Below are 18,630 nucleotides of genomic sequence, written 5' to 3'. Positions count from 1 at the left end.
GAATGCCCTCCCCTCACGCGCCGGCGCCGAGCTGGATCCGCAGGCCCACGAAGGCCCCGCGGCCCGGCCGCTCAAATCCGACCGGGTTCTCATAGCGCTCGTCGAACAGGTTCTCGACCCGGCCGAAGGCGGCGATGCGCTCCGTCAGGCGGTACTCGCCCGCAAGGTGCGCGATCGTATAGGCATCGGCCTTCAGGCGCGGCACGGTGAAGCTGCGGTCGCCATCCACCCATGCACCCACATGGACCACGGTGCCAGAGAGCGTCACAGCGTCGGTGACGGTCCAGTCCGCGGCCATGGTCGCTCTGTGCTTCGGCCGCCGCAGGAGGCGCAGCCCCGTCGAACGATCCTCGGCGTCGGTGTAGGTGTAGTCGACCCGGGCGTTCAGGGCGGGCGTCACCTCGACAGCCACGAAGGCTTCCACGCCCTGCGCGCGCGCCCGGCCCACGTTCTCGTAGGAATCGAACGTCGCATTGGTCTGGATGAGGTTGCGGATCGTCTGCCGGTACAAGGTGACACCCAACCGCGCCTGCTCGCCCAGCGGCTGCTCGAAGCCGAGGTCGAAGCCGCGGCTGGTCTCCGGATCGAGGTCCGGGTTGGCGAAGAAGCCGAAGTCCGGGAAGCTGACGAAGAGTTGGGTCAGGCTCGGCGCCTTGAAGCCCGTGCCGTAGCTGGCGCGCAGCAGCGTCCCGGTGGCGGCGACCTTGTGCGAGGCCGCAAGGCGCCAGGTGGCTTTGCCCCCGAACCGCTCGTTGTCGTCGTAGCGGACGCTGGCGGCGAAGTTCAGGGCGGCGCCGGGCTGCGACTGCAGTTCGGCGAAGGCTGCGCGGTTTTCGTTGTCGTAGCGGACCGGCTGGTCCAGCAGGCGCTCGCGCTCGAGCTCGGCGCCCACCACGAGGGTCCGGCCCTGCGGCAGGGCGAAGTCGACCCGCAGGTCGCCCTCGGTGCGGTCGCCCTTGTTGTAGCTGGCGAAGGGCGCGCCGAAGGCGTTCGGCGTGAGGATGCGGGTCTTGTATTCCGAGTGGTCGAGGCCGACCCGGGTCTGGACCGCGTCCGGGACGAGATCGAAGCTCGCCTCGCCGCGGACCACGAGGTTGCGGGCGTCCTGGCGCGAGCGCTCGGCGGCAGGCGCGCTCGGGAAGCCTTCGTCGGCCACGAAGAACAGGGTGCTGTCGGTCCAGCGCACGGCGGCGTCGAGCTGCAGCCGCTCGATGGGCGTGGCGCGCAGGCGGCCCGACAGGGTGGTGTTCTCGTAGTCGTCGGCGAGCACCTCGCGGCCGGCCGGCAGCAGCGCGAGCGGCGTGGTGGTCGATTCCCGGGAACGGGCGTGGGCGACGTTCAGGGCGTATCCGAGCGGACCCGCCTCGCCCACCGCGCCCACGGCCTGATCGAAGCTCTCGTAGGCGCCGCCTTCCAGCCGCGCGAGAACACGGTTGGGACCGCCGGGCGCGGCTGTGACCACATTGACCACGCCGCCGATGGCGTCCGAGCCGTAGAGGCCGCTTTGGGGCCCCCGCAGGATCTCGATGCGCTCGATGTCGGTGGTGAGGATTGCCCCGAAGTCGAAGACCCCGCCCTGGCTGGGGTCGTTGGCGTCGACGCCGTCGATCAGCACCTTGGTGTGGTTGGCGTTGGCCCCCCGGATGAACACCGACGTGCGGCCGCCGGGGCCGCCGGTCTGCACCACGTTCAGCCCCGGCGAGAGCTGCAGGGCGTCGGGCAAGGTTCGCCACTGGCGACGCTCGATGTCCTCGGCGGTGAAGACGGTGACGGCGCTGCCCACCTCGTCGGCGGGGGTCGGCCGGCGGGTGGCGGTGACCACCACCTGGTCCACCTCGGCCGCGGCGTCGGCAAAGACCGGCGTCGCCGCCAGCGTCAGGATGAGAAGCGATCCCGCCGTGACGGCGGGGGAAAGGACGGAATTCATGGCGCGCAACCTCGCGGCGGACGTGACACGTCACCGCGAAACAAGACCGGCCGCCGGCGCGCCCTTCGGCCCACAGGCGGTCAATCCACATCGGTGCACCCCGCCCGACGCGTCCGCGCGTGACCACGGCTCGTGGCAGGTCTCCTGGCTCGCGGGTCGGCGCCTCGGACCAGCCTTCCCAGGCGCCCGGAGGCGCCCAGTGGCGTCAGTCGGTCTTCGGCTCGCCGCTTACAGTTGCGGGGGCAGCCGCGGCCTTGTGCGCGAACGCACGCACCGCATTCCCTTTGTCAGCCCTCTCGGGCGCCACGGCCCGCCCATGCGGCAGGACTCAGGCGAGGTCAAGCTTCCGTTGCGTCAGGCGGCGAGGTCCGCCGACCACAGCCGCCCCTGTTCCGCGACGCCCACGGCGGCGTCGAAGATGCCGGCCATGAACGTCCGCTCGAACCGCAGCATGCTTACTCCGCTGAACTCCGGCGGCATGGCCGCGGCATAGAGGGTGAAGCCGTTCAGCTCGCAGAAGGCGGCCACGCTGCGCAGCGCGCTTCGGTAGGAGGAGCGCAGCATCAGCTCGAAGCTGCGCATCAGGATGGGCACCGCGCCCAGCGGGGTGGCGCGCGGCTCGGGCCTGAGTGTGGTGTTCACCAGCGCATAGACCTCGGCGCCACGGGCCTGGAGCTCGGCGGCGCGTTGCAGGAGCAGCGACTCCGGGACCACGAAGATCGGCGACACTGCGCCGCCGTCCACGTGCATCTCCTCGTAGAGCTCGCCGTCGCACTCGACGGGGATGAGGCGTGGCGGGAAGACGCCGGGAAGGCTCGCCGAGGCGATCAGGACGTCCGTGAAGAGCTCCAGCGCCGCGGGTCCGCCACGGGCCGCCACCGCGCCCAGGTCCCACACGGAGGTCGTCTGGGAATCGAGGTTGGAGGTGGCCACGAAGAGGCCACGGCCGGCGTCGTGCGCCTCGCCCACCGCGGCGATCAGCGCCTCGTCCACGTAGCGGCGCACCAGACCGACGAGGGCGTCCCGCGCATAGAGGCTGGGACCGGGGCGGAGCTGAGTGAGCGCCAGCGCCTGCTGCGCCGCCCCGCCGGCATATGCGTCGCGCAGCCGGTCGTCCCAGGCCTCGCCGAGCAGCGCCAGCGGCGCGATCAGAGCCCCGGTGCTGACGCCGGTGACGATGTCGAAGTGCGGCCGGGCCTTGGCCCGGGACAGACCCACCAGGGCGCCCGCGCCAAACGCCCCGCCCGCGCCGCCGCCGGAGAGCGCCAGGATGCGCAGCGGCCCGGCCCCGGGCTGCGGCGACACCAGCCGGTCGCCGAAGAAGGCGCCGAACCCCTCGCCCGGCGCGCCGACGAACCGCACGCCGGCGAAGCCGGGCGGCGACGCCGCGCCAGGCGGCGGCGGCCGGCGCCCGCGGCGTCGGGTTCGGCCGTCAGGCGCGAGCGCCATGGACTCCGGTCCCGGTCATTCCCACTCGATTATTGCCGGGAAGCCTAAGTGTCTGACCGGGCGGAACATTTCGACTCACAGAGAAGTGAATACCGTCTCAGATACCGTCGGAATCTTTGGCTGGCGGATTGACGATGCAGGGTCACATCAGCAATCGCGAGAGCGCTGCCCCTCCTAGTAAGCGCAGGCTAGCAGAGTCCCCCTCTCCTTCCAGCCTCGTTCTCAGCACGACCGCGAAAGGTCTGCAGCGGGTCGAGGCTGTGTAAAAGCGCGAAGCAGGGCAGACTCCTGACGAGCAGGTCAGGAGGGGCAGATGAGCCGCTTCGTCGAGGGTGAAGATCGCCGTCAGCCGGTTCTGCTTCCGAGTTGCTTGGACGACTACGTCAGCGACGAGAACCCGGCTCGGGTGATCGACGTCTTTGTCGACGAGCTGGAGCTCGGCGGGCTGGGCTTCGAGATCGTCCCAGCGGCGACGGGCCGGCCGGCTTACCACCCTGCGACGCTCCTGAAGCTCTACATCTACGGCTACCTGAACCGGGTGCAGTCGAGCCGACGGCTGGAGCGTGAAGCGCAGCGGAACGTCGAACTGATGTGGCTGACGGGCAAGCTGGCGCCTGACCACAAGACGATCGCCAACTTCCGGAAGGACAATGGTGAGGCGATCCAGGCGTCCTGCGCCCACTTCATCGTGCTGTGCCGCGAGATCGGGCTCTTCACCCAGGCGGTGGCGGCGGTGGACGGCAGCAAGTTCAAGGCGGTGAACACCCGCGACAAGAACTTCACGCCCGCCAAGCTGAAGAAGCGGATCGAACAGGTGGCCGAGCACATCGCGGGCTACCTTCAGGAGCTGGACACCGCCGACCGTTTGGAGGGCGAGGCGGTCGAAGCCCGCGCTGTGAAGCTCAAGGACAAGATCGCTACCCTGCGGGCGCAGATGCAGGCGCTGAAGGCGATGGAGGCGCAAGTCGAGGCCTCCCCTGATGGCCAGGTCTCGCTGACCGATCCGGACGCGCGATCCATGGCCACGAGCGGCCGCGGCAGCGGCATCGTCGGCTACAACGTGCAGAGCGTCGTCGACGCCGAGCATCACCTGATCGTCGCCCACGACGTGATCACCACGGGCAGCGATCGCCAGCAGCTCGCCGAGATGAGCGGCAAGGCCAAGGACGCGATGGGCGTGGAGCGCCTCGAGATGCTGGCCGACCGAGGCTACTTCTCCGGCGAGGAGATCCTGGCCTGCGAGCAGATCGGCGTGACGCCGTATGTGCCGAAGCCGCTCACCTCAGGCGCCAAGGCGGAGGGACGCTTCGGCAAGCAGGACTTTGCGTATGTGCCCGACGAGGACGCCTACCGCTGCCCGGGCGGGAGCCTGCTCAGGCGGCACATGACGACCGTCGAGAAGGGGCTCACCCTGCATCGTTACTGGGATCGGGCGAGCTGCCAGGCCTGTGCGCTGAAGCCTCAGTGCACGCCCAGCGTCGAGCGTCGGATCACCCGCTGGGAGCACGAGGCCACGATCGAGGCGCTGCAGCAACGGATGGACCTCGCGCCCTACGCCATGCGGGCCCGCCGGCGGATCGTCGAACACCCCTTCGGGACGATCAAAGCCTGGATGGGCCACACCCACTTCCTGATGAAGCGGCTCCCCAACGTGAAGACGGAGATCAGCCTCCACATCCTCGCCTACAACATGAAGCGCGTGATGCGGATGCTCGGAACGGGCCCGCTCATGGCTGCGATCCGGACCTGAGGGAGCGGCGCGTCACGCTCTCTGCAGATCAGCCGCACATCGAAGGCTGCGAGTTTTTACACAGCCTCGGTCGGAAGCAGTCGTTCGCTAAGTCCGATTGGGGGCTCGTGGTCCGGGAAAGCTGGCGCTGAACTGTCGTAGTTCAGAGCGTTCGATTAGCGATGCAGGCGTATTGGGCTAGTGCGGTTCACTCTCGTCAGACAGCGAACTTGAGATCAATCCGCCCCTTCGATCTCCGCGAGCGGCGCCGTGATCGTGAACAACACGCCATCGGGACGAAATTCCAGATGTGCGTCCCCGTTCAGCTCCCGCGCGATGCCTTGCCCCAACAGACGGGAGCCAAAACCCTTTTCGCTAGGTGGGACGACGAGCGGACCTCCGCGTTCCGACCAGCACAGGCGCAGCGCTTCTGAGCCCGGCGCGCCGTCCACGGCCCAATGGATGTGAACTAAGCCCCGGTCGATTGAGAGCGCTCCATATTTGAGCGCATTGGTGGCGAGTTCATGTGTCGCCATGGCCACGGCGACGGCAGATTGCGGGCGCAGCCGGATTGCGGGACCTTCAAACGTGATCCGACCCTGGGCTCCCGAATGGATGCCGAGAACCTCGACGAGGAGATCGCGCAATTCCGCGCCATTCCATTTCTCTGCAGTGAGAATGTCGTGCGCACTCGCAAGAGCCATGAGCCGCGCCATAAACGCTTCCCTTGTCTCCGGTGGAGTGTCGCCGCTCCTTAGGGTCTGCGTGGCGATGGATTGAATGATGGCAAGCGTGTTCTTCACGCGGTGGTTCAGTTCATCGATCAGCAGCCGCTGGTGACGCTGAGCCTCCTCGTTGCGAGCGAGCGCTTCTCGTAAGGCCACGCGGTCGTCGCGTTCGGCGCGAAGCGATTCCAATTCATCGAACAGGCGCGCGCCGATCTGGCAACGCTCGCCGTCCGTCGGGTCAAGCATCAGCTTGGCCAGTTCCTCGTGTTGCCGCATCAGGAGCTCGACATCCTCCTCGAAGGCGAGCTCCGGATGAGTCTGCGTCCAGTAGTGCGCTGTGCGGATGAAAGCGAGGTAGGCGGTGAGAAGTTCGAGCGCCTCGCCCCCTAAGGCGGCACGTAGAGCCGCTCGAGCTCGGAGACCTTGACTGGGACTGTTGAAAAGGACGCTTGCCGCGACGAAGACATCCCACTCGGTTTCGCTGCCCGACTCCGGCATCTTGGTGAGTGGGGAGCGAAAGGCCGCCAACCGATCAAGGCTCTCGGCGATTGCGCCCGCGTCCTGCACGCCTGGACGGCGCAGCAACTCGACCACCTGATCAACACTCTCCGGCGGCGCGTGCGGATCGCCGGAAGGATGGCCGGCGCCAATCAGGAACCCGACGTGACGAACTATGCAGTACCGCACTTGGCAAAAACGCGAGAGGTGAACGAACAGCCGCTCCTTGAAGAGGGGCGGCAGGGGATTGTTGAGGTAGGCTGACTTCGCGAACCCCCAGAGCTCTCGGATCAGGCCTGGAGCTTCACCCGCGGTCTGGAAGAAGTTCGGCACTAGGCCGAACCGAGACGAGACCTCGGCCTGGAATTCTTCTCCACCGCTGATTTGAGGCGGCGAGGTGAGATCGCGCGCGATCGACATCGGACTTAAAGCCTCGCTCGCTTATGGCCGCGACAAGCTCGACACGCCGGCGTGAACAACAAAATGCTCGCTCGCCAGCGCGGGCGCACCCCTGGACAGACTTCAACGCGTCACTGCATAGCTTGTTCCGCTTGCCAGAACCCGTAGTTCAGTTCGACAGGCACTGGCATCAAGTTCCAGCCGCGCTTCGACAGGCCTGCTTGTCCTAGCCGCACGAATGTCGGCTTTCCGGCGGCCAGTCAACGTCCGCTACCCGTGCAGACGTTCGCAACCCAAAACGGCTCAGGGTTGGAAGCGACGTTCGGGCGGAGGCGACTAGCGAACACTTGGCTCGGGTAGACCAGACGCCGCGCATGACTGCGTTGGCCGACCCGCAGCGCTAAACGACATCCTCGGGGGAGCCCTTCGCCCGAGCCGGTCTCAGCCTGACGTATCGAGCAGATCGCGAACCCGCGCGGCCAGCTGCTGGAACGTGAACGGCTTGGAAAGCAGCTGCACGCCCGGGTCCAGCCGGCCGTGGTGGACGATGGCGTTTCGCGAATAGCCGGTCGTGAACAGCACCTTCAATCCGGGGCGCATCTTCTGCGCCTCGTCGGCCACGACGCGGCCGCTCTGGTCAGGCAAGACGACGTCGGTGAACAGCAGGTCGATGCGCTGATCCGAGCCGACCACTGCGAGCGCGGCCTGCGCCGTCGGGGCCTCGACCACCTGGTAGCCGAGTTCCTTCAGGATCATAACGCTGTAGGCGCGAACGTCGGGATTGTCCTCTACGACCAGCACGACCTCGCCTTCGCTGGCGGCCGGCCGCTCTTCCTCCGCTGAATCCCGGTCGAACGGCGTGTCGCCGATGTAGCGAGGGAAGTAGAGCTTCACCGACGTGCCCTGGCCCTCCTCGCTATAGATGGTCACGTGCCCGCCGGACTGCTTGACGAAGCCGTACACCATCGACAGGCCCAAGCCCGTGCCGCGCCCCACTTCCTTGGTGGTGAAGAAGGGTTCGAAAACCCGCCCCAGTTGGTCGGCCGGAATGCCTGTGCCGGTGTCGCTTACGGCGATCATTACGTATTGGCCGGGCACCACCTCCGCGTCCTTCGCCACGTAGGCCTCGTCCAGGTACGTGTTGGCGGTCTCGATGGTGAGCTTGCCGCCCGCAGGCATGGCATCGCGGGCGTTGACCGCCAGGTTCAGGATCGCGCTCTCCAGGTGGTTCTGGTCGACCTCCACCGCCCAGAGCCGCGGGGACAGAACCCCCTCCAGCTCGATCTGCTCGCCGAGCGAGCGGTGCAGGAGATCGGTCATCTCCCGCACGAGGGCGTTCAGGTCGCAGGGCGTGGGCTGCAGCGGCTGCTGACGCGAGAACGCCAGGAGGCGCGAGGTCAGTCCCGCGGCACGTTCCGCCGCGTGCCGGGCCATGTGCAGCGCGCGGTTGATCCGGACGGTGTCGGTGAGCTTGCTGCGAGCGATCGTGTCGAGGCCGCCCAGGATCACGGTGAGCAGGTTGTTGAAGTCGTGAGCGACGCCGCCGGTGAGCTGGCCGACGGCTTCCATCTTCTGCGATTGGAACAGGGCCCGGCGGGTCTCCTCCAGGGCCTGCTCGGCGTTCCTGCGCTCGGTGACGTCCCGCGTGATCTTGGCGAAGCCGACCAGCTCTCCACCCTGATCGCGGATGGCGTCGATGATCACGTGCGCCCAAAACCTCGAGCCGTCCTTCCGGACCCGCCAGCCTTCCGTCTCCCAGCGCCCCTCGTGCCTTGCGGTGGCGAGCCCCTTGGCGGGCATGCCGGCGGCCTGATCCTCTTCGGTGTAGAAGCGGGAGAAGTGCTTGCCCATCACGTCGCTGGCCGCATACCCCTTGATCCGCTCCGCGCCCGCGTTCCAGCTCGAGACGCAGCCGTGCGGGTCCAACATATAGAGGGCGTAGTCCGTCACGCCCTGGACCAGCAGCCGGAACTGCTCCTCGCTCCTGCGCAGCGCTTCCTGCGCCTCACGGCGCTCGGTCAGGTCACGGGTGATCTTGGCGAACCCGATGATCTGGCCGTCCTTGTCACGGATCGGATCGATGACGACGTGCGCCCAGAAGCGGGTCCCGTCCTTGCGCACGCGCCAGCCCTCGCGCTCGAAGCGCCCTTCCTCGGCGGCGGTGCGAAGGGCGGTCGCGGGCAGCCCCTCCGCGCGGTCTTCCTCGGTGTAGAAGCGCGAGAAGTGCTGGCCCAGGATCTCGTCGGCGGTGTAGCCCTTGAACCGAGCCGCCCCCGGGTTCCAGCTCGAGATCACGCCCTCGGGATCCAACATGTAGATCGCGTAGTCGGTGATCCCCTCCACCAGGAGGCGGTATCGTTCGTCGGTGGGCACGGGCACTGAAGTACCGGAATCCTGCGGCAATGACGCGTTCCCAGAAAAACGGCGGCGGGTAGGCGCAGAACCCGCAGGGCTTATCTTTCGTTCACGGCTAGGCCTTGCAGCGACCCGGTTCCACCGGGAACGGTGCGCACCGCGGCTCTAGAGAGCTACCGGCACACCGTTATTCGGCTCATCGCCGACGGGAGCCTCCGGGTGGCCGCGTACGAAAGGGTCATGGTCCCGCCTTGGCGTTGCGGGAGGTGGCCTTCGGTGCTCCTCAGCGTGAATCAGGCGTTTTGAAGGTCAGACACCGGACGCGACGGCCGCTCGCAAGCGGCGGCCGTCTCCTCAAGGACCTCGATCACGAAGCTCAAGCGCCGCGGGATGGGCGAAGCCTCGATGGCGCCATAGCCGGCCTTCAGCCGCGCCTCAACCGGCGCCAAGGCGCGGTCCCGCTTAGCCGCGCGCCACTTCGTGAAGAGCACCAGGGCGAGGCCGGCGGCAAGCGGCCACAGAACAGCCAGGCCGAAGGCAAGAGGAGCGGCGTTCATTCTGTCTCCAGTCCCCCGCCGCAGCAAAGCTGAGACACATTCCCGCCGCAATATCTAATGTTAAGCCGTGGTCTCCCCCGTCACCGCGTCGTCAGCGACAGCCTGGATGGAGGCGATCGCGGCCTCCAAGGTGGGCTGCGTGAAGGGCTTGTGCACCACGAGCACACCGGGCGGCGCCGTCTCGACACTATAGTAGCCGGTGAGCAGTATGGCCGGCAGGTCGCGCCGGATCTCGCGCGCTCTTTCGATGAACTCGAGGCCGTTCATCCCCGGCATTGCGAAGTCCACGATGGCCAGGTCGATCTCGCAGTCTGCACGGTCCACGACGTCGAGGGCGGCCGCCGGGTCATGGGCTTCCAGAACCTCGTGGCCCATGTCGCGGAGGCTGGCGGCGGTGACCGTGCGCACGCCGGGCTCGTCATCGATGACCAGGATGCGACAACGGGCAGCCGTGGCCAGGGTCGCAGGGCCATGCGCCGAAGGATCCCCAGCCTCGTTCGCCCGGGGAAGGAAGAGCGAAACCTGAGTGCCGGCTCCAAGGACGCTCCGGATGCGGAGCGCGCCGCCGGACCGCTGCGCGAAACCATAGACCATCGGAAGCCCCAGACCGGTGCCCTTCCCGACCGGCTTGGTCGTGAAGAACGGCTCCAGGATCCGCTCCAGGATCTCCGGCGGCATCCCCTCGCCGGTGTCCGCCACGGTGAGAACCACATAGTCGCCTGCCGTCAGGTCGGCGTCGGCGTCGTCCGGGCTGACGTCCACATTCCGGGCCTGGATGGTGATCTGGCCGCCGTTCGGCATGGCGTCGCGCGCGTTCACGGCCAGGTTCAGAAGCGCGACCTCCAGCTGGTCCGCCTCGATCGACACGGACCAGAGGCCGTCGGCGATCCTCCATTCCACGCCAACCGCGCCACCCAGCGTGCGCGCGAGCAGATCGCGCGTGCCGCGCAGGACCTCCGCAATGTCCACTGTCACCGCCTCGCCGTCCGACCGCCGGCTGAAGCCCAGAAGGCGCTGCGTGAGAGAGGCCCCGCGCTGCGCAGCAAGGGTGGCGTTGTCGAGGTAACGCCGGACGGCGGTGGCGTCGCCAAGACGCTTGGTGGCGAGTTCCAGGCTGCCGACGATCGCGGTGAGAAGGTTGTTGAAGTCGTGGGCGACGCCTCCCGCCAGGGTGCCCAGCGCCCGCAACTTGTCCGACTGGCGCAGCTGCTGCTCCGCCACGCGCTGTTCAGTGATGTCGCGCTCCATGACGACCAGGCTCTGGACCTCGCCGGTGGCATCGATCAGGGGCACGTAGTCGATCTGGGTCCATGACGAGCCGGCGGCGCCGGGCTGTTCGTCCACGACCTGAACGGGGCGGCGCAGCCTGATCGCGCTCCGCTCGGCCTCGGACGGCGGAGCCCCGCCCAGCTCCTGCTGCGTCCTGCCGATGCAGGCCTGTTGCCGCTGGCCGAGCAGGTTCGCCTTGCGGTCGTTCAGGTACACGAAGCGGCCTGCCGGATCCTTGAAGGCGACGGCGTACGGCAGGTGGCCCATGAGGCCCTGCAGCAGCGCCTGTTCGCGCCGAAGCGCGCGCCGGAGCCGGTGCTGTTCGGCCGCGCCCGCGACCATCGCCTTGAGTGCGTCCGGCTCCCACGGCTTGGGCGCGTAGCCCACGATGCCGCCACGGTTGAGGGCCGTGGTGACCGCGCTCAGGTCGGCATAGCCCGTGAGGAGGATTGCGCTTGCGTCGCTGAGCCCGCGCGCCTCTTGCAGGAAGGCGTCGCCCATCATCCCGGGCATACGCTGGTCCGACACGATCACGGCCACGTTGCGGCGTTCGCTCAAGGCCTCGAGGGCGTCCGCGGCGCGGGTAAAGCCGATCACCTCATAGTCGGCCTCGAACAGGTCCTGCAGGGCGACGAGGATGTCGGCCTCGTCGTCGACCAGCATGAGGGTGGCGCGGCCGTCGTTCATGGGGCGCCTCCCGAGGGCAGCTCGATCATGAAGCGGGCGCCGCCCAGCGGTCCGTCATCGACGACGATCATCCCGTCATGCGCGCGAACGACGGAATAGGCGATGGCGAGGCCGAGGCCCGTTCCCGACCCAACCGGCTTGGTCGTGAAGAAGGGCTCGAAGATCCGGTCGCGCAGCTCGGCCGGCACGCCGGGACCCGAATCGGACACCGCGATCCGGTAGCGACCGTCCCGCTCTTCCGTGGCGATCTCGATCACGCCAGCGCCGCCCAGCGCGTCCGCCGCATTGGCCACGATGTTCATCACGACCTGGTTCAGGAGCGCGGGCGATCCGTAGAGCGCCGCGCCGGCGTCGAAGCGGCGCCGCACCTCGATATCGCCGAGCTTGGGCTTCAACAGGGCCAAGACCGTCTCCACGGCGTCCGGCACGTCCAGCAGCTGCTTCTCGGCTTCGTCGAGCCGCGAGAACTTCCGCAGGTTGAGCACGAGCGTCTGGATGCGTTGCAGCCCGACCCGCATGGCCTTGAGCCGCTCGCGCGCCTTCTCCAGAGGAGCCTGGCCGGACCCAGGCTCCTGCGCCTGCGCCGCGCCGCCGACGAGCCGCTCCACGGTGTCGTGGTGTCCGAGGATGAAGGCCAGGGGATTGTTGATCTCATGGGCGATCCCGGCGACCAGCTCGCCGAGCGACGCCATCTTCGCCGATTGGACGAGCTGGGCCTGCGCCTCCCGCAGCTGCCGGTTCGCCGCCTGCAGCTCGGCGTTGGCCCGCGCGAGTTCGTCAGCCGCCGCGGCGCGGGCCTCGGCGGCCTCCGAGCGACGGGTCTCGTCCACCAGCATCTTGCGGCGCATGAGCGCGCGCAGGCGCACCCGGAGCACGTCGTCGCTGTCTTCGCTGCGCACCACCTCGTCGGCGCCCACCTCGAAGGCGGCGGCCAGGTCGGCGGGCTGGTCAGGGCCCGGACCGATGACCACGACCTGGAACCCGAAACCCAGCCTGTGTCGCTGCGCGTCCAGCGCTCGCGCCAGGGCGAGGCCGTCCCACCCCGCACCCGCAAAGGGCAGGACGACGCAGTCGGTCTCCTCGTCCAGCGCACGAACCGCGGCCTCGGCGGTGCTCGCCTCGACGACGTCGTAGCCCTCCTGCTCCAGCAGGTGACGCATGCGCACGCGCGCCGTGAGGCTGTCGTGGGCGAGCAGGATCCTGGCCCGCCGGAAGGCGCGACCGCGCTCCGCGCCCGCCGCCTGAGGCCGTCGCAGCAAGGCGCGCAGCCGCGCCAGCATCACGTCCACGTCCGCCGACTTGGGAAGGTAGGCGTCGACGCCGCTTTCGAGGCCCTGCCGCTCGAGGTCGAGTTCACGGGCGCTGGTGAGCATCAGCACCGGCAAGGCGCGGGTTCGTCCGTTGAGCCGGATGTGCCGGGACAGCTCCCGCCCGTCCATCCCCGGCAGGTGGTAGTCGGCGACGACGAGGTCCGGCAGATCGCCGTTCAGCCGCTCGAGCGCCGCCTCGGCGGTCGTCGACACCTCGACTTCGAAGCCCTCGCGCTCCAGGACGCCCCTCAGCGCGACCGCCTGGGTGACGGAGTCCTCGACGACGAGGATGCGTGCGGCGTCGGTCATCCCTCGGCCCTCTTGGACGCGAGCTGTGCGACCCGTGGCCCGATGGCGTCCAGCGGCAGGATTTCCCGCGCCGCCTTCAGGCGCACGGCCGCCGCGGGCATCCCATAGACGACCGCACTGCTCTGATGCTCGGCGATGGTGTAACCGCCGGCGCGCCTCAGTTCCAGCAGCCCTTGGCCTCCGTCCTCGCCCATTCCGGTCAGCAGCACCCCGGCCGTGTGCGATCCGGCGGAGCGGGCGAGCGACTCGAAGAGGATGTTCGCCGAGGGGCGCTGCGTTGGCGCCGTCGGGCCGGAGACGAGCTTCATGACACCGCCCGGATCGATCGCCAGGTGCCGGTCTCCGGGGGCCACGTACACACGGCCGGGCAAGGCCGCCACCCCGTCCTCGGCCAGGGCGACCGGCAGCGGCGAGAGCCCGTGGAGCCAGGCGGCGAAGCCCTCCATGAACGCCGACCCCATGTGCTGCACCACGAAGACCGCCGCCGGAAAGTCCTGCGGAAGCGCCTCGAGCACCTTGGCCAATGCGGGAGGCCCGCCAGTGGAGGCCGCGAGCGCAAGGTAGGACAGCTTGGCGAACTCACTCCGCCGGGCCAGTGGCTGCGGCGGCGCCGCGGCTGACGCGGCCGAGGCGAAGGTCCGGCGCCGGATCACCGGGACGCTGCTCATGATGAAGAGCTGGGTGGTGATCGTCTCGGCGATGCGCTCATAGGCCGACGAGGCGACGCCGACCGGCTTCTCCACGACGCTGAGGGCCCCGGCGCGCAGGGCGTTCATCGAGATCCTGAGCGAGGCGTCCTCGACCGAATCCGCAATCACGACGATGGGCGTCGGATGCTCGCTCATGATCCGCCGGGTGGCCTCCAGCCCGTCGATCCCCGGCAGCCGGATGTCCATGGAGATGACGTCCGGCTTCACCCGGCCGATCTCGGCCAGGGCCTCCTCCGCTGAGGCGACCGCAGAGGCCAGCACGAAGCGCGGATCGCGGCCGACGATGTGCGCCAGCAGCTGGCGCACGACCAGCGAGTCCTCGACGATCATCACGCGAACCCGGCGCTCGGAACTCACAGCACGCGCCCGATGGTGGCCAGGAGCTCCCGCTGGTCGAACTTCTGCTTGGTGATGTAGGCCTCGGCGCCCAGGTCCATGCCGCGGCGCACGTCCGTCGGATCGTTGCGCGAGGTCATCAGGATCACAGGCAGTTCGGAAAGGCTGGCGTCCGCCTTGATCGCCTGGAGCAGGGAGAAGCCGTCCATCCGCGGCATCTCGATGTCGGCGACCACCAGGTCGATCACCGCCTCGCCCGACCGCAGGATGTGCAACGCGTCGACGCCGTCGACGGCGAGCAGCACGCGATAGCCCTGGCCTTCGAGGATGCTCTTCTCGAGGGTGCGGGTGGTGATGGAATCGTCGACCACCAGGATGGTGCGCTGGCGGGGGCGGTCCGACGTCTCCGGTGCGGCGAAGCCCAGGCCCACCGCGGCGAGACCCCGCTCGTCCCTCAGCCAGCGGTCGACGAGTTCGTCGGGATTGAGCACGGCGAGCGGCGTCTCGTCGTCCAGCAGGCCCGCGCCCAGGACCAACGCCGGATCCAAACCCTCCGCCCGGATCGCCTCGACTCCGATCTCGCGCACGTCGGTGAACGTGTCGACGGCGAAGCCCACATGACGCTCGCCGCGCGCAAGCAGGACCGCAGAGACGACTCCGCCCGCTGCGGGGATTTCGGCTCCCGCTTGCCCAAGGACCGCCGCCATCGACACCACGGGAGCCAGAACGTCCCGTCCCGCCACTTCTATCCGCGCGGTCAGCGCGCCTTCGACGGATTCCAGGGAGTCGTGCGGCAGCCGCAACAGACGGGAGACGCCGAAGCTCGGAACGCCGAAGGTGGCGCCGCCGACCTCCACCACCACCACGGCCTGGGCCGCGGTGGACAGCGGCGCGCTGAGGGTCACTTCGGCGCCCGACGGCTGCCGGCGGGCGAGCCGCGCGGAGCCGCCGAGCTCGCGGACCGCCTGCAGCACCACCGACAGGCCCATGCCGCGTCCCGCCAGGCGGTCGACCGCCTTGGCCGAGGAAACGCCGGGTTCGAAGGCCAGCGCCAGCACCTCCTCGGGGCTAGGCGGCGGATCCCCAGGCTTCGGCGGGGACAGCAGCCCCTTCTCGACGGCCGCCCGTTCGATGCTGGCGAGGTCCGGACCGGGGCCGTCGTCGTAGACCCGCGCCTGCAGCCGCCCGCCGCGCGTCAAGATCTCCAGGCCGACCAGCAGGGCGTCCGGCTTGCCGGCGGCCCGCCGCGCCTCCACGGGCTCGGCTCCGTGGCTCAGGGTATTGCGCAGCACGTGGATCAGCGGGTCGCGCAGCGCCTGCAGCACCCGGCGTTCGGCGCGCACCTCCAGGCCTTCCACCCGCACGTCGACCTCGACGCCGGCCTCCCGGGCCAGATCGCGGACCATCCGGCCGAGGTCGCCCAGCACGGCGTCGGCCGGCGTCATGGCGATGCGGTCGAGGTGGTCGCGGAGCACCGCCAGGTCCGTCTCCAGGCTCCAGCTCGTGCGGCGCTGCCGCTGGACGAGCTGCCCCAACTCGCGGCCGACCGTGCGCAGGATGTCCTCGAAGTCCCGCGCCCTGGCGCCTTGCCGGCCGCCGCCGGCCTGCGGCCGGAGCTCGCTCCAGAGCTGATCCAGCCGCCGGGTCTGGAGGTGCAGCCGTCGGAGTTCGGCGTGGGCGCCCTGCTCGTTGCGGACGTCATTGGCCAGCTGGTGCGCCGCCTGCGACAGCTCCCGCAGCGCCTCGGACTCGATGCGGACCACCTCAAGGCCGCGTTCGGCCTCCGGCTCGAGCCGCGGTCCCGCCGCGGCCGGCTCCGGCTGCCGCGCCTCTTCGGAGGCTGGCGCCTCGCCGCCCTGGCGCACCGCCTCGGCCTGCGCCTCGATGGTGTCCAGCGCCAGGTGGATCGCGTCGATGGTCTTGCGGTCCAAGGTCGCCCGGCCCTCGCCGACGCTGGCGAACAGGTCCTCCAGCCGGTGCGCGACCTCCTCGATCTGCGGGAGGTCGACGGCCCGGGCCGCGCCCTTCAGGCTGTGGGCCCGGCGGAACATCTCGCGCAGGTCGGCCTCCTCCGGCGCCGCCAGCGCGCGCCGGATGGCCTGGAGGTGCTCGCGGTGTTCGACGTCGAACGCCGCCAGCAGCTGGGCGCGGATGTCCGCCAACGCCAGCGTCCTACAGCCGGTAGCGCTCGGCCAGCGAGAGCAGTTGCTGGGAAAGGCGCGTCAGGTTGCCCGCAGCCTCGTCCAGCTGCCGCGTGCCGGCGGCCGTCTGCTGACTGGCCTGGCGGATGTTCTGCAGCGCGCCCATCACCTGCTCGATCCCGAGCTGCTGCTGGTTCGTGGACGCCACGATCTGCTGGAACGTGTGGACGCTCTCCTGCACCCGGCCGGTGATCTCGGTGATCGTGCGCTGGGTGGTGTCGGTCCGCTCCTTGCCGGCGGCCACCCGCTTGACCGCCTCCTCCGTCAGCATCACCGAGGCGTTGATGCCCCGCTGGATGTCGCCGAGGATCGAGCGGACCTGGCCCGTGGCGTCCTTCGCCTGGTCGGCCAGCATCTTCATCTCGGAGGCGACGACCGAGAAGCTGCGGCCGTGCTCGCCGGCGGCGGCCGCCTCGATGGCGGCGTTCAGCGCCAGCAGGTGCGACCGCTCCGAGATGTCGTTGACGGTGGCGATGATGTCGCCGATCGCCTGGGTCTTCTCGCTGAGGGCGACGATGTTCTCGGCCACGGCCTCCGCCTGCTCGCGGATGGCGTCCATGGCTCGGGTGGTCTCGTCGACCGCGCGCAGGCCCTCGTTGCTGGTCTGGGCGGTGGCCTGGGCCGAGGCGATGACCTCCTGGGCCCGCTTGCTGATCTGGGCGCCCGAGTGGGTGATCTCATCGACAGTAGCCGCGGTCTCCTGCACCGCGGCGAGCTGCTCCTCGACGCCGGCCGCCTGCTCCTGGGTGGAGGCTCGGATCTCCGCCGTGGCGGCGTTGAGGTTCTCGGTCGCCTCGCGGCTCTGCCGGGCGAGGTCCTTGAGACCGTCCACCATGGCGTTGAGCGTGGCCCCGAGCTGACCGATCTCGTCCTTGGACGTGGCCGCCGTCTGCCCGGTGAGGTCCCCGCGGCCGACCCGCTCGACGAAGCCCATGAAGGCGTCCAGCGGGCCCACGATCGAGCGCCGGATCAAAAAGGCCGTGGCGGCCGCCAGGAGCACGGCGGCGACCAGGCCCGTCAGCATCAGGTTGCGGCTGAGGTTGTAGGCCTCGACCAATCGGGCCTGGCCGGCGCGGAGCACTCCGTCCATCTCCTGCAGGATCACCTGCATCTGGCGTTCGAAGGCGCCGCGGCGGCTGTTGAGCCGCTCGCGGGCGGCGATCGCCGCCGGCAGGTCGCCGCGGGCCAGGGCCTGCTCGGTCGCCTCGTTGTCCGCCTCGGCGGCCTCGAGGATCGGCTTGGCGGCGGCCAGCGACTGGCGGACGCGACGCCAGGCGGACTGCCGGTCGAGGTTCAGGGCGTTGTTCTCATATTCGGTGGCCTGCGCCATCGCCTGGTCCAGCGCCTGGCCGGCGGCCGCGCTGCGTTCGCGCCAGTTGAGGGGCGCGCCGTCGCCGCCGGTGCGGGCGAGCTGGTCGGCGAAGCGGCTTTCAGCGGCGGCCTGCATCTGCTGCCGCGCGACCCGGATGTCGCTGATCAGGCGCACGAAGCCGAGGTCGCGGCTGACGATGACCTCAGTGTCGCGGCGCACGCTGCCGATCTGGTTCAACGCCAAGAGGCCGATCGCGATCATCAGCACGATCATCGCGGAGAAGCCCAGGAGGATACGGTTGGCTATGGTCACGGGGCGGCGGCTCCATGCGGGGACGACTTGGCGTGGGCGAGAAGCTCATGGGCGGTCAGCGTCACGAGCAGCTTGTCTTGGTGTTCTCCGGCCAGGACGCGGGCGCGGCCGGCGTCATCCTGCGGCAGCGGCTCGACCTCGGCGGCGACCGGCAGGTCCTGCAGCCGCAGGGCGGCCTTATGCGGCGGAGCCAGGATGAGCAGCCAACCGCCGGTCGACGCCGCGGCGGCCGGGCCTCCTAGCAAGGCGGCCATGTCCAGCGCCGGCCGGACCTCGCCCTCGTCGGCGACCAGGCCGAGCATCGCCGGGTGTCCCCCGGCTGCCGCGCCCCAACGGGTGAAGGGCCGCACCTTCGCGACCTCGGCCATCGGCAGTCCGTAGAGGTCGGCGCCCACCCGGCAGACCAGCATGCGCTCGCCCGCCGCGGCGGCTTCGGCGGCGGCTTGGCGGGCAGCGAGGCTCCGCGCTCGCATCTGCAGGATCTCGCGCCGGCGCGCCGCCGACAGAGCGGCGACGTCAGCCGATCCACCCCTGCGGACCCC

At 69.4% G+C, this 18,630-nt stretch carries 12 protein-coding genes and 1 riboswitch; of the genes, 1 reads left to right on the top strand and 11 read right to left on the bottom strand.

The window, feature by feature from the left end:
- Positions 1-13: 13 nt before the first annotated feature.
- Positions 14-1,927, bottom strand: coding sequence for a TonB-dependent receptor plug domain-containing protein (locus ACE3Q8_RS16775; protein WP_374471440.1), 1,914 nt, complete (start codon positions 1,925-1,927; stop codon positions 14-16).
- A 116-nt stretch (positions 1,928-2,043) separates the two neighbouring features.
- Positions 2,044-2,250: riboswitch (cobalamin riboswitch) on the bottom strand.
- A 31-nt stretch (positions 2,251-2,281) separates the two neighbouring features.
- Positions 2,282-3,376, bottom strand: a complete 1,095-nt coding sequence (locus ACE3Q8_RS16770) for a patatin-like phospholipase family protein (RefSeq protein ID WP_374471439.1) — start codon at positions 3,374-3,376, stop codon at positions 2,282-2,284.
- 313 nt (positions 3,377-3,689) lie between these two features.
- Between ACE3Q8_RS16770 and ACE3Q8_RS16765 the strand changes: the two genes are divergently transcribed.
- Positions 3,690-5,126, top strand: coding sequence for an IS1182 family transposase (locus tag ACE3Q8_RS16765; RefSeq protein ID WP_374471438.1), 1,437 nt, complete (start codon positions 3,690-3,692; stop codon positions 5,124-5,126).
- Positions 5,127-5,341: 215 nt separating this feature from the next.
- Here the strand turns inward: ACE3Q8_RS16765 and ACE3Q8_RS16760 are convergent, their stop codons facing one another.
- From ACE3Q8_RS16760 to ACE3Q8_RS16720, 9 genes are all read right to left on the bottom strand, one after another.
- A complete protein-coding gene (locus tag ACE3Q8_RS16760; RefSeq protein WP_374471437.1) occupies positions 5,342-6,751 on the bottom strand; it encodes a sensor histidine kinase in 1,410 nt (469 codons plus the stop codon).
- Between the two features lie 420 nt (positions 6,752-7,171).
- The gene (locus tag ACE3Q8_RS16755) at positions 7,172-9,109 is read right to left on the bottom strand and encodes a PAS domain S-box protein (RefSeq protein WP_374471436.1); all 1,938 of its coding nucleotides are present in this window, start codon (positions 9,107-9,109) and stop codon (positions 7,172-7,174) included.
- Positions 9,110-9,378: 269 nt separating this feature from the next.
- Complete coding sequence (locus ACE3Q8_RS16750; protein WP_374471435.1) at positions 9,379-9,642, bottom strand: hypothetical protein; 264 nt, start codon at positions 9,640-9,642, stop codon at positions 9,379-9,381.
- Between the two features lie 60 nt (positions 9,643-9,702).
- Positions 9,703-11,598 (bottom strand): response regulator, encoded by a 1,896-nt coding sequence (locus ACE3Q8_RS16745; protein WP_374471434.1) that lies wholly within the window; start codon positions 11,596-11,598, stop codon positions 9,703-9,705.
- Positions 11,595-13,217 (bottom strand): response regulator, encoded by a 1,623-nt coding sequence (locus ACE3Q8_RS16740; RefSeq protein ID WP_374471433.1) that lies wholly within the window; start codon positions 13,215-13,217, stop codon positions 11,595-11,597. The genes ACE3Q8_RS16745 and ACE3Q8_RS16740 overlap by 4 nt, the downstream gene beginning before the upstream one ends.
- Complete coding sequence (gene cheB / locus ACE3Q8_RS16735; protein ID WP_374471432.1) at positions 13,214-14,284, bottom strand: chemotaxis-specific protein-glutamate methyltransferase CheB; 1,071 nt, start codon at positions 14,282-14,284, stop codon at positions 13,214-13,216. Before cheB ends, ACE3Q8_RS16740 begins: the two co-directional genes overlap by 4 nt.
- Positions 14,281-16,425 carry a response regulator gene (locus ACE3Q8_RS16730; RefSeq protein WP_374471431.1) on the bottom strand — a complete coding sequence of 715 codons (2,145 nt, stop codon included), beginning with the start codon at positions 16,423-16,425 and terminating at the stop codon, positions 14,281-14,283. Before ACE3Q8_RS16730 ends, cheB begins: the two co-directional genes overlap by 4 nt.
- Before the next feature lie 10 nt (positions 16,426-16,435).
- Positions 16,436-18,088, bottom strand: coding sequence for a methyl-accepting chemotaxis protein (locus ACE3Q8_RS16725; protein WP_374471430.1), 1,653 nt, complete (start codon positions 18,086-18,088; stop codon positions 16,436-16,438).
- Positions 18,085-18,561: a chemotaxis protein CheW gene (locus ACE3Q8_RS16720; RefSeq protein ID WP_374471429.1), complete on the bottom strand. Its 477-nt coding sequence runs from the start codon at positions 18,559-18,561 to the stop codon at positions 18,085-18,087. Before ACE3Q8_RS16720 ends, ACE3Q8_RS16725 begins: the two co-directional genes overlap by 4 nt.
- Between the last annotated feature and the right edge of the window lie 69 nt (positions 18,562-18,630).

This window comes from Phenylobacterium sp. (assembly GCF_041913825.1).
GTDB lineage: Bacteria > Pseudomonadota > Alphaproteobacteria > Caulobacterales > Caulobacteraceae > Phenylobacterium.
This window is presented reverse-complemented; position numbering and strand designations above follow the sequence as displayed.

Bases quoted from the DNA above. Each gene is read 5' to 3' on its own strand.
- ACE3Q8_RS16740 (WP_374471433.1), bottom strand. From the start codon at position 13,217: ATGACCGACGCCGCACGCATCCTCGTCGTCGAGGACTCCGTCACCCAG.
- ACE3Q8_RS16770 (WP_374471439.1), bottom strand. From the start codon at position 3,376: ATGGCGCTCGCGCCTGACGGCCGAACCCGACGCCGCGGGCGCCGGCCG.
- ACE3Q8_RS16765 (WP_374471438.1), top strand. From the start codon at position 3,690: ATGAGCCGCTTCGTCGAGGGTGAAGATCGCCGTCAGCCGGTTCTGCTT.
- ACE3Q8_RS16775 (WP_374471440.1), bottom strand. From the start codon at position 1,927: ATGAATTCCGTCCTTTCCCCCGCCGTCACGGCGGGATCGCTTCTCATC.
- ACE3Q8_RS16745 (WP_374471434.1), bottom strand. From the start codon at position 11,598: ATGAACGACGGCCGCGCCACCCTCATGCTGGTCGACGACGAGGCCGAC.
- ACE3Q8_RS16760 (WP_374471437.1), bottom strand. From the start codon at position 6,751: ATGTCGATCGCGCGCGATCTCACCTCGCCGCCTCAAATCAGCGGTGGA.
- ACE3Q8_RS16720 (WP_374471429.1), bottom strand. From the start codon at position 18,561: ATGCGAGCGCGGAGCCTCGCTGCCCGCCAAGCCGCCGCCGAAGCCGCC.
- ACE3Q8_RS16750 (WP_374471435.1), bottom strand. From the start codon at position 9,642: ATGAACGCCGCTCCTCTTGCCTTCGGCCTGGCTGTTCTGTGGCCGCTT.